General features: G+C 58.1%; 15 protein-coding genes. 8 read left to right on the plus strand and 7 right to left on the minus strand.

All coding sequences use genetic code 11. The features are described 5' to 3' along the window. Positions 1-61 precede the first annotated feature (61 nt). The gene (locus tag AC2FFH_RS07855; protein ID WP_496766950.1) at positions 62-763 is read left to right on the plus strand and encodes a DUF1223 domain-containing protein; all 702 of its coding nucleotides are present in this window, start codon (positions 62-64) and stop codon (positions 761-763) included. On the opposite strand, the gene AC2FFH_RS07860 is transcribed toward AC2FFH_RS07855, so the two are convergent. The 4 genes from AC2FFH_RS07860 to purB all read right to left on the minus strand — a co-directional run bounded on the left by AC2FFH_RS07860 (position 764) and on the right by purB (position 5,185). Then, the gene (locus AC2FFH_RS07860; RefSeq protein WP_496766951.1) at positions 764-1,687 is read right to left on the minus strand and encodes a lysophospholipid acyltransferase family protein; all 924 of its coding nucleotides are present in this window, start codon (positions 1,685-1,687) and stop codon (positions 764-766) included. Between the two features lie 115 nt (positions 1,688-1,802). Next, positions 1,803-2,894, minus strand: coding sequence for a flagellar motor switch protein FliG (locus AC2FFH_RS07865; protein ID WP_496844156.1), 1,092 nt, complete (start codon positions 2,892-2,894; stop codon positions 1,803-1,805). A 68-nt stretch (positions 2,895-2,962) separates the two neighbouring features. After that, the gene (locus tag AC2FFH_RS07870) at positions 2,963-3,502 is read right to left on the minus strand and encodes a tetratricopeptide repeat protein (RefSeq protein ID WP_108860321.1); all 540 of its coding nucleotides are present in this window, start codon (positions 3,500-3,502) and stop codon (positions 2,963-2,965) included. 378 nt (positions 3,503-3,880) lie between these two features. Beyond that, complete coding sequence (gene purB / locus AC2FFH_RS07875; protein WP_496766953.1) at positions 3,881-5,185, minus strand: adenylosuccinate lyase; 1,305 nt, start codon at positions 5,183-5,185, stop codon at positions 3,881-3,883. Positions 5,186-5,274: 89 nt separating this feature from the next. Here purB and AC2FFH_RS07880 point away from each other — a divergent pair, with 89 nt between their 5' ends. The 5 genes from AC2FFH_RS07880 to AC2FFH_RS07900 all read left to right on the plus strand — a co-directional run bounded on the left by AC2FFH_RS07880 (position 5,275) and on the right by AC2FFH_RS07900 (position 7,741). After that, positions 5,275-5,607: a hypothetical protein gene (locus AC2FFH_RS07880; RefSeq protein ID WP_496766954.1), complete on the plus strand. Its 333-nt coding sequence runs from the start codon at positions 5,275-5,277 to the stop codon at positions 5,605-5,607. Further along, on the plus strand, positions 5,604-6,026 hold the full coding sequence (locus AC2FFH_RS07885) for a DUF6314 family protein (RefSeq protein WP_496723478.1): 423 nt from the start codon (positions 5,604-5,606) through the stop codon (positions 6,024-6,026). The genes AC2FFH_RS07880 and AC2FFH_RS07885 overlap by 4 nt, the downstream gene beginning before the upstream one ends. A 68-nt stretch (positions 6,027-6,094) precedes the next feature. After that, positions 6,095-6,682 (plus strand): biotin transporter BioY, encoded by a 588-nt coding sequence (locus AC2FFH_RS07890; RefSeq protein ID WP_496723476.1) that lies wholly within the window; start codon positions 6,095-6,097, stop codon positions 6,680-6,682. Between the two features lie 140 nt (positions 6,683-6,822). Continuing rightward, the gene (locus tag AC2FFH_RS07895; RefSeq protein ID WP_496844157.1) at positions 6,823-7,380 is read left to right on the plus strand and encodes a hypothetical protein; all 558 of its coding nucleotides are present in this window, start codon (positions 6,823-6,825) and stop codon (positions 7,378-7,380) included. A 10-nt stretch (positions 7,381-7,390) separates the two neighbouring features. Next, on the plus strand, positions 7,391-7,741 hold the full coding sequence (locus AC2FFH_RS07900; RefSeq protein ID WP_082649311.1) for a hypothetical protein: 351 nt from the start codon (positions 7,391-7,393) through the stop codon (positions 7,739-7,741). Between the two features lie 9 nt (positions 7,742-7,750). Here the strand turns inward: AC2FFH_RS07900 and AC2FFH_RS07905 are convergent, their stop codons facing one another. Further along, entirely contained in the window at positions 7,751-8,965 is a 1,215-nt protein-coding gene (locus tag AC2FFH_RS07905) for a bifunctional alpha/beta hydrolase/OsmC family protein (RefSeq protein ID WP_496766957.1), read from the minus strand. A gap of 241 nt (positions 8,966-9,206) precedes the next feature. On the opposite strand from AC2FFH_RS07905, the gene AC2FFH_RS07910 reads away from it, so the two are divergent. After that, positions 9,207-9,401, plus strand: coding sequence for a hypothetical protein (locus tag AC2FFH_RS07910; protein ID WP_496723470.1), 195 nt, complete (start codon positions 9,207-9,209; stop codon positions 9,399-9,401). Positions 9,402-9,405: 4 nt separating this feature from the next. On the opposite strand, the gene dddP is transcribed toward AC2FFH_RS07910, so the two are convergent. Then, positions 9,406-10,749 carry a dimethylsulfonioproprionate lyase DddP gene (gene dddP / locus AC2FFH_RS07915; protein WP_496844158.1) on the minus strand — a complete coding sequence of 448 codons (1,344 nt, stop codon included), beginning with the start codon at positions 10,747-10,749 and terminating at the stop codon, positions 9,406-9,408. 123 nt (positions 10,750-10,872) lie between these two features. Between dddP and AC2FFH_RS07920 the strand changes: the two genes are divergently transcribed. Continuing rightward, complete coding sequence (locus AC2FFH_RS07920) at positions 10,873-11,616, plus strand: heme-dependent oxidative N-demethylase family protein (RefSeq protein WP_496844159.1); 744 nt, start codon at positions 10,873-10,875, stop codon at positions 11,614-11,616. A gap of 36 nt (positions 11,617-11,652) precedes the next feature. Here the strand turns inward: AC2FFH_RS07920 and AC2FFH_RS07925 are convergent, their stop codons facing one another. Further along, positions 11,653-12,564 (minus strand): hypothetical protein, encoded by a 912-nt coding sequence (locus tag AC2FFH_RS07925; protein WP_496723464.1) that lies wholly within the window; start codon positions 12,562-12,564, stop codon positions 11,653-11,655. Positions 12,565-12,567: the final 3 nt, after the last annotated feature.

Genomic DNA, 12,567 nt, shown 5'->3' on the forward strand with positions numbered 1-12,567 from the left:
AGGTTGAACGGGCTTGCGTTTAAACCGGTCGGTACATCCAGCCAAAGGCCCGAGACCCGTAATGTTCAGATCCATCCGCGCAACAGCGCTAGTTTCCTTGTTTCTCTCCACAGCAGCCCTGGCCGAGGGCGACCCGGTTGTGGTTGAGTTGTTCACATCTCAGGGCTGTTCGTCCTGTCCGCCTGCCGACCGGATCATGCATGATTTGGCCAAACGCGACGATGTGATCGGCCTGGCACTACATGTGGATTACTGGGACTACATCGGCTGGAAGGATGAATATGCAGACCCGGATCACACTCTGCGCCAGCGCACTTATGCGCGAGAAGGTGGGCGGTCGATGATCTATACGCCTCAGATGGTGGTGAATGGCCAGCAGGATGTGGTCGGGGTGCAATCCCGGGAACTGGATCGCCTGATCAATGCGCATCTCAAGGCCGCCCCGCAAGCATCCGTGACGGCCGTGCGCTCGGGCGAAGACGTATCGGTGGATGTGACGCCGGTCGAACTGCCGGCCGGAGAAACCTATGACATCCGGGTCATTCAGTATTCACCTATGCGCCATGCCTCGATCCGACGCGGAGAGCTGGCTGGCCACGATCTGGACTATGCCAATGTTGTCGAGGCCTGGCATATGGCAGGTCAATGGGACGGTGTCGCGCCTCAGGCGTTTTCGGTAACCGTCGACACAGATTTTCCGGCAGTTGTGCTGGTGCAAAGGGCAGGGCACGGCCCGATTGTGGCAGCAGCGCGGGTCAAGTAATCAGGGCATATCCTCGGGCTGAACGCCCAAACCGTTCCAGGCTTTCCAGCGCCGGTGGATCCAGAACCACTGACCCATATGCTGTCTTACCATAGCCTCAAGATCGTCATTGGTGAACTGGGTCATGGTTCTGGGGTCTGTGTGCGGCACCGGTTCGTGCAGCACGATTTCGAAATCCACGCCGTTTGGTTGCCGCACCGCGTAACACGGGATCAGGACGGCGTTGTATTTCATTGCCAGTTCTGCATTCAGGACTGAGGTCACGGCGGGCTTACCAAAGAATGTCAACTCTTCACCGCCATGTGCGTGCAGATCGGATACGATCGCGATGATCTCATTTTTCTTGAGCGAACGCACCATCTCGACCATTCCGCGGCGGCCCTGTTCGAACATCGGCGAGCCGGTCTTATGGAACGCCTCGACATACATGTCGTTGAAATAAGGGTTCGCCATGCGGCGATAGAGGCACCCAATCGGTTGACCGCTGCGTTCCTGCAGGGCGATGCGTGCTGCAAGATAGTGACCAAAATGCGCGGTGATCATCATGATCGGTCGCCCTTCGGCGACGGCAGTGTCAAATGCGGCAACACCCGAACCGCTTACCTTTGCCGTGCGCTGGCGTTCGGTGAACCCTTCGGGCGAAAAATGCTCCATAATCGCGCGACCGGCATTGTCCGGAACGGCACTGCAAATTCTGTTGACCTCGGCCTCTGACAGGTCAGGGCGGGTCAATTTCAAGTTGCTGCGCACGCGTTTGGTAAAGCCGATCAACGGTGAAAGTCCACGTGCGATTACGCCCATGGTGGCCAGGCGAGCTTCATAGGGCAGCAACCGCAAGGTCCCGATGACGCCCTTCATGAACAATCCAGTGATGTAGTATTTTCTAAGCTCTGTGCGGCTTAGTTCCGACTTTTCGACGGGCATGAATAGGTCTCACCGGCTGTTGCGATTTGCCGGGCAAGACATACAAGGCGGAAACCGCAACCACAAGCGTTGCAAACCAAAGCCATGCTTTGACTTGCCGGATCGGACTTGCCGGTCACTCTTCGCTATCCTCTTCGATCAACGCTAGTGCGCCTTCATCCACCAGTGTTCGAATTGCAACAACGACTAGGGTCATCGCGTCTTCGGCTTCGGACAGTTTCACCTTGCCGCGTTCGGTGATTTCTTCGCGCAGGTTATCCGCCATACGCGTGGACATGTTGGACAGCAGAAACTCGACCGCTGATTTGTCATCTTCGCCCTGGGCTCCGGCCAGGGCGGTAACAAGGTCTGCCTGTTCCACGCCACGCAGAATCGCAGGCACGTCCCGGGGCAGGATGCGGGCCGGGATATGGGCGAAGGTGAATATCGATTGGCGCACCAAAGCTGCAAAGTCGGTGTCTTCCTCGTCCAGGGCCGTCAAAAGCCCGTCGCGCGTCGCTGCGGCTGATTGGTTCAGAATCGCACCGACCCGCGCTCCGGGGCCATCCGAAAAGGCCGTGGCCGGGCGTCGATCAAGTTGCGCCGCCAGCGACCAGCCAATCCGTTCAACCGCCTCGGGTGTGATGTTGGCCGTTTTGGACACGGCATAGGTGATGCGCCGCGCGACCGGGCCGGGCAGGTGACCCAGAAGTTGCGCGGCATTCGCAGTTTCCAGCTTGGACAACATGACCGCTGCAATTTCAGTGCTTTCGGCCAGAGCGATGGTGGCCAAATCTACTGTCGGGATTTCGCGCAGCCGTTGCCACGGATCGCCGATCTGGCGCACCCCGGCTTCCTTCCGCAACCTGGCCGCTGTTGCCGGCGTAATCTTGTCGCTGACCGCATCCAGAGCACCGGCCAGCCCATGCGGAAAGGACAGGCCGACACTGTCCAGATCTTCGGCAAACTCTTGTGCGACGGATGCCAGCGTGATGCGATCCACAAGGCCCATCTGACCCAGCTGGTGCGTCAGCTTTTCCTGCAAATCGTCGGGAAGCTCTTCCAGGGGGATATCTGCGCCCTCATTCAACAAAAGACGCACCACGACGGCGGCTTTTTGTCGGTTGCTCAACGCCTTGGGGACGACGCGGGGCGCGTCGTTCTGGGCGTCGGCTGCGGGTGTTGATGTTCCCGGTGCCAGTTGAACCAAAGAGTTTGTGTCCTGCATCTGCCTGTGGTGCCAAGTTTCTGTTCCACAGGCAGATTACGGAGAGTCGGGTAAAGAAAGGCTGAAGTTTAGTAGTTGTAAGTCAGCCCGGTGCGGATCGCCTCGCGCAAGGATGCCTCGGCCCAGGTGCCTTCACCGCCGCGCGCCTTGATCTCGCGCCACTGTGCGATGGCAAGATCGGTTTTGCCTTCGGTGACAAAGCCCTGACCCATATAGCTGCGCGCCAGTATGTTGTCGGGATTCGCCTCAATGGCGTTCGAATAGAAGGCATTCGCCAGATCAAGCTCACCCATTTTGCGGTAGGTGAAACCCCAGTAGGTCAACACGCGATCATCATCCTGATCCATGATGCGCAGGATGTCTTGTGCATTTTCGAACTGTCCGTCATAGGCCAGTTCGCGCACGGCGTCATACAGCTCTTCTTCGGTAAAGTTGGTCTTGTCCGGCTTCACGCACCGTCCGGCGTCTTTGTCATAGACGCGACCGAAGAAACACTTCTTGGTCGTGTTGGTCGGTTTTGGCGGGCTGCTGTCACCGCCAGCGGCAAGCGCGACCGGCGCGAATGCAAAGGCCTGAAGGGCGATGGCTGAAGCGAGTACTAGGCGCATATTCCTACTCCGTTGTCTGGGCTACTTACAGAAAGCATAGTGCGTTCTTCTCAAAAGCTAACAACCGAAGGCTCGCGTTTATTCACAAATGGGAAAAAATTTTCTCAGCTGTTCGTAATTTTGGCGCAGGTTTGAGTTTCAGCATCCCAAACCGAACCTGGTGCGCAGGACTGGGTTTGCTTGGAATGGCCACTACAAGCCAAGGCAACGGAGGCTGAACAACTAAGGGCCACAGCGCAAATCAAAGTGCGGATCATCGTGTTTCTCCTGTCCGGATTTACACCCACATCATAGCTTGTTTTGACCCGTCTGGCAAAACACCAAGGCCCGGAACGCGTCCTGCGATCCGGGCCCTGCGAACCAACTGATCAGATTGGGTTATTCGCCGAACACGCGGGCGAAGATCGTATCAACGTGTTTGGTATGATAGCCGAGATCGAATTTCTCTTCGATTTCTTCCGGACTCAGCGCGGCGGTGACGTCCGCGTCTGCCAGCAGTTCTTCTTTGAAATCGGTGCGGTGTTCCCAGACTTTCAGCGCGTTGCGCTGAACCATGGCATAGGCATCTTCGCGGCTGACACCTGCTTGTGTCAGCGCCAGCAGAACCCTCTGGCTCATCACAAGACCGGGGAACTTGTTCATGTTTTCGATCATGTTCTCGGGGAAGATCAACATCTTGTCGATCACGCCTGTCAGTCGCGCCAGTGCAAAATCCAGCGTGATTGTGGCATCCGGGCCGATCATGCGTTCGACCGAGGAATGCGAGATGTCACGTTCATGCCAGAGCGCCACGTTTTCCATCGCAGGGATCACTGCCGCGCGCACCATGCGCGCCAGACCAGTCAGGTTTTCGGTCAGCACCGGGTTTTTCTTGTGTGGCATAGCTGAGGAGCCTTTCTGACCCATCGAGAAGAACTCGGCCCCCTCCAGCACCTCGGTGCGCTGCATGTGGCGGATTTCGATGGCGACGTTCTCGATGCTGCTGGCAATAACCCCCAGCGTCGCAAAGAACGCAGCATGACGGTCGCGCGGGATGACCTGAGTGCTAATCGGCTCGGGCACCAGACCCAGCTGGTCGCAGACATGCTCTTCCACACGCGGGTCAACATTGGCGAAGGTGCCAACCGCGCCGCTGATCGCGCCAGTGGCGATTTCAGCGCGGGCGTCGCGCATGCGGGACAGGTTGCGGTCCATCTCGGCGTAAAAACGCGCGAAAGTCAGGCCCATGGTGGTTGGCTCTGCGTGGATACCGTGGCTGCGGCCGATGCGGACCGTGTCTTTGTGTTCGATTGCGCGGCGTTTCATTGCAGCCAGTAGACCTTCGAGATCTGCGATCAGCAGGTCGGCGGCGCGCGTCAGTTGCACGTTGAAACAAGTGTCCAAAACGTCAGAGCTGGTCATGCCCTGATGGACAAAACGCGCCTCTTCACTGCCGACATGTTCGGACAAATGGGTCAGGAAGGCGATGACGTCGTGCTTGGTAACCGCTTCGATTTCGTCGATGCGTGCCACGTCGAATTCCACGTCTTTGGCTTTCCAGACGGCCTCAGCATTTTCGCGCGGGATCACGCCCAGATCAGCCATGGCGTCGCAGGCATGTGCCTCGATCTCGTACCAGATGCGGAACTTGGATTCGGGCGACCAGATGGCGACCATATCGGGGCGGGAATAGCGTGGAATCATTGGCAGCGGCACCTTATTGTGATTTGGCAGGAGGCGTTGCGGCGGGGTTTAAACCCGCGCAGACAAAGGAACAAGGCGCGAGTGCGAATATGAGACGGTTTGCCCTGATTTTGGCCCTTTGGCCCGGTTTTCTGGCGGCTGAGGAGTTCAGAACGCTGACGGGGGATGAAATTCTGTCGGTATTGACCGGACAGAAGCTCGATTACGGGGAAGGTATCTGGCAGACCTTCGATGACACGATGCTGACGCAGTATTTCTCGGGCGGGCCCAGCGCAGGGCGGTGGGCAGTGCGCGAGGATCGTTATTGCTCGATCTGGCCGCCTTCGGATTTTTGGGCCTGCTATGATGTCGAGCAAAGTGGCAATGTGATCCGGTTCGTGGATGATAACGGTGCCACGACCGACGGGACAATTGCCGAATGAGCCTGCCGCGCAGACTGTCGGATTTCGAAGGCCATTGGAGCCTGACCCGGACCATTCTGGATACGCAGGCGGGGCAGGTGGTGCAGGCCGATGGTCACACGGTCCTGAGCCCGACCGAGGACGGCTTGACATACGACGAAGAGGTCACGCTGCGTGTGCCGGGGCAAGCCGAGATGAAAGGCACGCGCAGGTACCTGTGGCAAGCAGCGGGTGCGACGATTGCCATACATTTTGACGACGGCCGCTATTTTCACCGGCTGGCCTTGGGGCAGGCACATGCGTCTGACCACCACGATTGCCCGCCCGACAGCTACGATGCTGTCTACGATTTTTCGGCCTGGCCGGTCTGGTCAGTGCGCTGGATCGTCTCGGGACCTAGAAAATCTTATGAAATGAGCACCGAATATCGGTTAAGATAGCGTAATCATGTTGCAGTCAAAGCTCTGAGCGGGCATTTCTGCAGTTGAAAATAGGTGGAGACATAAGAATGAATGCGAATGTACTGGCCAATGCGATTGGCCCGCGCGAAGGCACCGCGCTGCGCGTCAAACAGGTTGTGCTGGTCGCTCTGGGTATTCTGGCGCTTGCAATTGCCGCAAAGATCAAGGTCCCGATGTGGCCCGTCCCGATCACGATGGGCACCTTTGCCGTGCTGACCATTGGCACCGCATATGGCACGCGTCTGGGTCTGGCCACCATGCTGGGCTACCTGCTGATCGGCGCGCTGGGCTTTGATGTGTTCGCAGGTTCCTCGGCTGAGAAATTCGGTCTGACTTACATGATGGGCGGTACCGGCGGTTATCTGGTCGGTTACCTTCTGGCAACCGTTCTGCTGGGCGCACTGGCCGCGCGAGGCTGGGACCGTTCGTTCGGCAAGATGGCGTTGGCTCTGGTTCTGGCAAATGTCGCGATCTACGTGCCCGGTCTGTTGTGGCTGGGTCAGCTGTACGGATGGGACCAGCCGATCCTGCAGTGGGGTCTGACACCCTTCTTGGTGGGCGACGCGATCAAGCTGGTGCTGGCTGCACTGCTGATCCCTGGCCTGTGGAAACTGGTGGGCGACGCTCGTTCGTAATTTCCAACCAATCCAAATCTGACGAAGCCGCGCCCGGAGATATCCCGGCGCGGTTTTTTGTGCCCGCACATTGGAATGCTGGACAAAAGGGGCCACTGCAGGTCAATCTGCATTCAATGAAATCATTAGGTTATTGAGATATGCGTATTCAATTAGCTTCGGCACTCGCGGTTTGTGCTTCGCTTATGCTGAGCGGCGGGACGGCATCCGCCGACACTCCGGTTACCTATACGGACAATGGACGCGCGCTATTCGGCTTTTCCGTGCCCGACTTCTGGGCGCTGCGCACCGGTGGCCCGCGCGAAATTGAAGATACCGAGCTGGGCGATGCACGTGCCGTGGCTCGGGTCATGGGGATGCGGCCAGTCACGGACGATAATGTCTGGATGGGCTTTGTGTCGCCTGCCGGCGTGGCCTCGATCGAGGGCGGTCTGCGGTATCTTGAAGACATAGACAGGTTTCTGGTCAAGGATCCGACCGTATCCGAAACCACCACGACGCGTATCGGCGGATTGCCCGCACGGGTTATTCGCGGGACCGGCAATCGCGAAGGACGTGGTGTTAACTTTACGATTTCAGTGATCGACTTGCCGAGGGGGCGCGTAGCCATTGCCGTGGCGATCCTGCGCGACGGCGCCGATCCAGCTTATGTGAACGACCTGAACGCCGTGTTCGCGTCGTTCCGGTCCCTTCAGTGAGGAGGCGCACATGACACGCAAATTGATCAAACGTGCAACCCTTGCCCTTGGATTGGGTGCTGCCACACTGACGCTTTCGGCCTGTGATGGCGTCACCGTTGGCGTGGGATACGGGTATGACCCCTTCTACGACTCGATGTTGTGGAACGACTACTATCACGACGTGGATGTAGATATAGACATCGACCGACCGGATCGACCCAGACCGCCGGATGGACGTCCACCTGCGCGTCCTGTTCCGCCAATCGCCAAGCCACCGAACAGACCGCCGGTGTCCCGACCACCGAACCGTCCAAGACCACCAGTCGCACGGCCTCCGGCGGCTCGGCCACCCATTCACCGCCCCGCAGGGCGGCGCTGAGCTAGCGGGTCAGTCCAGTAATTCCGTCGTGATCTGGGCTGACCCTTCCAAGGTTCTGTGGACCGGGCATTTGTCCGCGATTTCCAGCAGTCGCGCGCGTTGCTCGGCCGTCAGCGGACCTTCAAGGCGGATCTTGCGGCGGAACTGATCGACTTTTCCTTCGTTGGCCAGCCCGGCATCTTGTGCGTGGACCTTGTTGTGGCACACATCGACTAAAACGGTTTTCAGCGGCCACCGCTTGCGCCGCGCATACATGCGGATGGTCATCGATGTGCAAGCCCCAAGACCAGACGACACGAATCCATAGGGAGACATGCCTCGGTCGGTGCCGCCGTATGAGGCGGGCTCGTCCGCGACGGCGTGGTGGCGTGGGCCGGACTGAATGTCCTGCAGGAACCCTTCCGGATCAGCTTCGGTCACTCGAACGACACCTTCGGGCGCCCCCGGTGGCGGGGCAGGCGGGCAGAGCTTGACGTATCGCGTCACCCACGCGGTGATCACGTCCGCCGCGTATTCTGCATCGGATGCGCGGGTAATCAGGTGATCGGCATCGTCGAGGGTCACAAAGCTCTTGGGGTGTTTGGCGGCCAGAAAGATTGTGCTGGCATTGTCGATGCTTACGGTCTCGTCCCGAGGGGCGTGCAAGATCAGCAAAGCGGCCTTCAGATCTGCGATAGCGGGCATCAGGGCTGCTTCGGAAATATCATCCACAAAAGCTTTGCCAATGCGGAAGGGACGCCCGCCCAACATCACGTCCGCCGATCCAGCCTGCTTGATCTCCGGCAGCGCATCTTCGAAGTGATGCGCTACATGGCCCGGATCTGCGGGTGCACCCAAAGTGACCACGGCCTTGACGCTGGGAATTCCGGCGCGGGCGCGCAACACAGCCGCACCACCCAGCGAATGGCCGATGAGCAATGCCGGAGCCATGTTGCGGCCCGCCAGATAATGTGAGGCGGCGATCAGGTCTTCGACATTGGAGGTAAAGGTTGTGTTGGCAAATTCCCCACCGGAATGACCCAGCCCGGTGAAATCAAATCGCAGCACGGCGATGCCCATTGCCGCCAGTCGGGCCGCGATCCTGCGCGCGGCAGGGATGTCTTTGGAACAGGTGAAACAATGCGCAAATAGCGCCGTGGCCAGAACCGGTCCGTCCGGCAAATCCAGGCGCGCGGCCAATTGGTTGCCGTCGTGACCGGCAAAGGTAATGCGTTCGGTGGGCATGGCAGTTCCTTGTTCGTCGGGATGACTAATAGTGTGTGCTTCCGTCTGGCCGCTCAACCCCATTGTAAGAAGCGTCACGGGAAGGTGAGTGAAGCGAACGGATTGCGCGCATTCCTTTGTCTTTGCTGTGAACCTAAAGCATCAAGTTTCGTGAAGTATAATGCAAAAAGTATTTGTTTTACTAATTCATATCACACCCCCATCTTACGACCATCGCACACGTGCAGCCCAGGAGGTTCAAATGGCACATACTGCAATGGATCAAAGGGGCGTGGTTCTACGCCCGGATATACTGGCCGTGATTGCCCTGACCGGCGTGATCGGATTTGCGCTTGGTCAAACTCTGCCGCCGGTGACATCCACTGAGGCCCAGGTTTTTGATCCCGTGTCCGAAGACTGGCACGGAAATGTCAGACGGTCACATTGGTCGAACTGAAACGTCAGCTCAGCCCCATGAGCTGCGGATCAAAGGGATAAGTGGTCAGGTTCTCATACCCGTCCTCGGTGATTAGAACCTGATCCTCCAGCTTGATAGAGAAATCTCCGCCAACCTCTCCAACGGCAGCCTCAACACACAGGACCATGCCGGGTTCGAGCGCGTAGTCGTAAGAGCCCGCCACTGCCTTGTCCGGATAAGCAACCAGAGGCCACTCATCGCACAAGCCGACGCCGTGCATCAGGCAGCCGTATTTCTGCGCCTGGAACTTGTCGTCCAGCTTATGCGCATTGGCCGTCAGTTCGGGGATCATCACGCCGGGCTTCAGCATCTCCATATTGGTCATGATATGCTCATGCGCGTGCTGCATGGCATAGACCATGTCGGGCCGGGGTTTTTCGTCGCCGATCCACCATGTGCGCGAGATATCAATACAGATGCCATATGAACCGATGAGGTCGGTGTCAAAAGCGATGATCTCGTTCTGTTGCGTGATCCGGGGGCCGCATTCCTGAAACCACGGGTTTGTTCGCTGGCCCGAGGCCAGCAGGCGGGTTTCGATCCATTCGCCGCCGCGCCGGATGTTTTCGCCGTGCAGAACTGCCCAAATGTCGTCTTCCGAGGTTTTGCCGTCTCCCACATTGGCGCGCGCGAATTTCTCCATTTCCGCCACAGCGGTTTCGCAGGCGTGATTGGCACAGCGCATGGCAAGGATTTCGTCCGGGCCTTTGATGGCGCGGGTCTTTTCCGTCGCCTCTTCGCCTTCCATGATTTCGAAGCCTTGCGCCTCAAGCGCACGCAAGCCGTGCAGCATGATCTTGTCCACGCCGAGGCGTTTGTTGCCGCCACCATGTTCGTCGATCAGAACGCGCACCTCGTTTGAGAACACGTCCGCGGCCACGTCGACCTTGTCACCGCGGTCAAAGTAGAACAGATCAGCTCCGGATCGTTGCTCGCGCACCAGTGGATTGAACGTGGAAAGAAACGGAGAGTTCTTATAGTCCCAAATCACCATGTAGCCGTCGGCGCACAACAAGACGGCGCGGAATGGGTTATGCGTGTTCCACAACTGCATGTTGGTGCTGTCGGTGGCATAACGGATGTTCAGCGGGTCGAACATCAACAGCCCGCCATAGCCGCGATCGACAATGGCCTGCGTCAACCGTTTCCACCGGTGTTCGCGCATCCGGGCCAGATCAGGCAGGGCAAGGCCAGCCTTTTCCCATTCTGAAAACGCAAGCTGCGTCGGGCCGATCTCGATCCGGTCGTTTTCATTCGGGGTGCCATCACCAAGGGTCGCACCTTTGGTCGGGTCGATCTTGCGAGTGTCGCGGTAGTGTCGGTTCATGGTGGGTCTCCCTGCCTGTTCTTTGAGCGTGAAGAATCAATCTCCGGACGTCTTGAAGGTTTGCGACCGTGCGTTCGTCGCTTTTTGACCGACAAGCGGAAATTCTGATGATACGTCAAATTCATGACGACCATTCTTCAGACTTCAATTCCGTATGACCCGTTGGACAAACGCCCATTGCCAGGCATTCAGCCAGCAAGCATGGACAGCTGGTTGCACCACGATGATGCGTTCGCCGCCCAGATGCAAAGACGCGAGGACCTTTTGGTCAGTCATCGTTCGGATGTTCTGGCGATGGATGCAGGTGCTAAACCCGCTGCGCAGGAGTTGTTGGATCTTGTCCTGAACCAAGTCTATCCCGAGTGCACAGATCACGTCGCTCGCCCGGACGGGACAGGTGTTTCGATCGATCAGGATCAGCCATTGGATACGCTGTGCCGATTGGCGCAGGAAGATTTCTGCATCCTGCAAAAGCAGGGGGATGAACACGTGCTCACTGGAGCCATCCTGTGTTTTCCTGCCAGTTGGCGTTTATCCGAAAAATTCATGCGGCCCCTGATCGACATCCATCTGCCTGTTGACAGCTACAACGTCGACATCGCCCGGCGGGTTCAGCGTTTGTTTGACGGGATACAACCGGGGCGCCCTCTGTGGCGGTTCAATGCGCTGTGGTATGAGGACGCCGAGCTGCATCAACCCCGCAGCGCAAACGACCGGCGGGCCCCGCAGAAACCAGGACACGCGCGGTTCCTGCGAAGTGAGCGGCAGACGCTGTTGCGACTGCCTGAGACACAGGCCGTGGTTTTCTCAATCCATACATATGTTCTGGCGGCAGAGCAGGTGTCAAAAATGGAAAACCCCGCCTGATGGCGGGGCCTCCAAGGAGGGTCATTTCATACCAGGCTACATGCCCAGCGCGCTGGCAGCGCCCGCAAGTGCCCCGCTTGTGCTGAGAGCGGAGATCGCGACCGAATATACCAGCACCTGAGTGTTCAGGCGGAAGTCTTCGCCCCTTATCAGGTTCACAGCGGCCAAAGAGGCCGCAATCGGGACGGACACGCTTGCCACGGCACCCGTCAATCCCCAACTGGTCAGTCGGAGGATATCGCTGGGTTGCTCGTGGACGAGGGGGGGCGTGTCGTCCCGATCGGTAGGCTGCTCGATAGGTTCTGTCCGAAAAGCGATGCTGAGCAACTGCTCATCCGACAGCTGGATTGGCCGGGCTACTGGGGTCAGCGCCTTTTTTTCTGGCTCATCCAGGTCTTCTGCGTCAGTGACATTCAGTCCGGCAAACGGGCCTGTCACTGCCTCGAAAATCTGCTTTCTGTCACGCGGCCTGCTTGGGGCCAGCGTGTCAAATGCGCTCATGAATTGTTCGATAGTCAAAACGGTGTTGGGCGACAGCCATTCGACCCGCTGGGTCGCGCAGACGTCAACCATTCTGTAAAGGATTACGACCAGCATCAACTCGGTAACTTCGCTGTCATCCAATAGGGGGGAAACTGGAGTCACTGTGATCGTCAGCCGGTTATTCGGCAGGGTGACAATAGGTCTCTGGATTGTCTTCAGACCTGCAGCGCGGTTAAGGCGATCGAACCGGTCTTCGGTTTCGGCGACCTTGGTATCCAGCGTCAGGCGCACCAAATACTGGCTGGACACAATGCTTGCTTCGGTGTCGTTCTGCAGAGACTTACGCTCGACCAGGTGACCATAGTCCGCAAGGGTCTTGGCAACGATGTCGCTGAACCGCTCGACCGCGTTTTCGGCCTTACCGTTGAATTGCAGACCACCGTGATAGCTGTGCTTCGGAGTCACTGC

Source organism: Ruegeria sp. YTSC003, assembly GCF_059609785.1.

Coding starts and splice junctions, on each gene's coding strand:
- AC2FFH_RS07855 (WP_496766950.1), top strand. CDS start 62: ATGTTCAGATCCATCCGCGCAACAGCGCTAGTTTCCTTGTTTCTCTCC.
- AC2FFH_RS07860 (WP_496766951.1), bottom strand. CDS start 1,687: ATGCCCGTCGAAAAGTCGGAACTAAGCCGCACAGAGCTTAGAAAATAC.
- AC2FFH_RS07865 (WP_496844156.1), bottom strand. CDS start 2,894: ATGCAGGACACAAACTCTTTGGTTCAACTGGCACCGGGAACATCAACA.
- AC2FFH_RS07870 (WP_108860321.1), bottom strand. CDS start 3,502: ATGCGCCTAGTACTCGCTTCAGCCATCGCCCTTCAGGCCTTTGCATTC.
- purB (WP_496766953.1), bottom strand. CDS start 5,185: ATGATTCCACGCTATTCCCGCCCCGATATGGTCGCCATCTGGTCGCCC.
- AC2FFH_RS07880 (WP_496766954.1), top strand. CDS start 5,275: ATGAGACGGTTTGCCCTGATTTTGGCCCTTTGGCCCGGTTTTCTGGCG.
- AC2FFH_RS07885 (WP_496723478.1), top strand. CDS start 5,604: ATGAGCCTGCCGCGCAGACTGTCGGATTTCGAAGGCCATTGGAGCCTG.
- AC2FFH_RS07890 (WP_496723476.1), top strand. CDS start 6,095: ATGAATGCGAATGTACTGGCCAATGCGATTGGCCCGCGCGAAGGCACC.
- AC2FFH_RS07895 (WP_496844157.1), top strand. CDS start 6,823: ATGCGTATTCAATTAGCTTCGGCACTCGCGGTTTGTGCTTCGCTTATG.
- AC2FFH_RS07900 (WP_082649311.1), top strand. CDS start 7,391: ATGACACGCAAATTGATCAAACGTGCAACCCTTGCCCTTGGATTGGGT.
- AC2FFH_RS07905 (WP_496766957.1), bottom strand. CDS start 8,965: ATGCCCACCGAACGCATTACCTTTGCCGGTCACGACGGCAACCAATTG.
- AC2FFH_RS07910 (WP_496723470.1), top strand. CDS start 9,207: ATGGCACATACTGCAATGGATCAAAGGGGCGTGGTTCTACGCCCGGAT.
- dddP (WP_496844158.1), bottom strand. CDS start 10,749: ATGAACCGACACTACCGCGACACTCGCAAGATCGACCCGACCAAAGGT.
- AC2FFH_RS07920 (WP_496844159.1), top strand. CDS start 10,873: ATGACGACCATTCTTCAGACTTCAATTCCGTATGACCCGTTGGACAAA.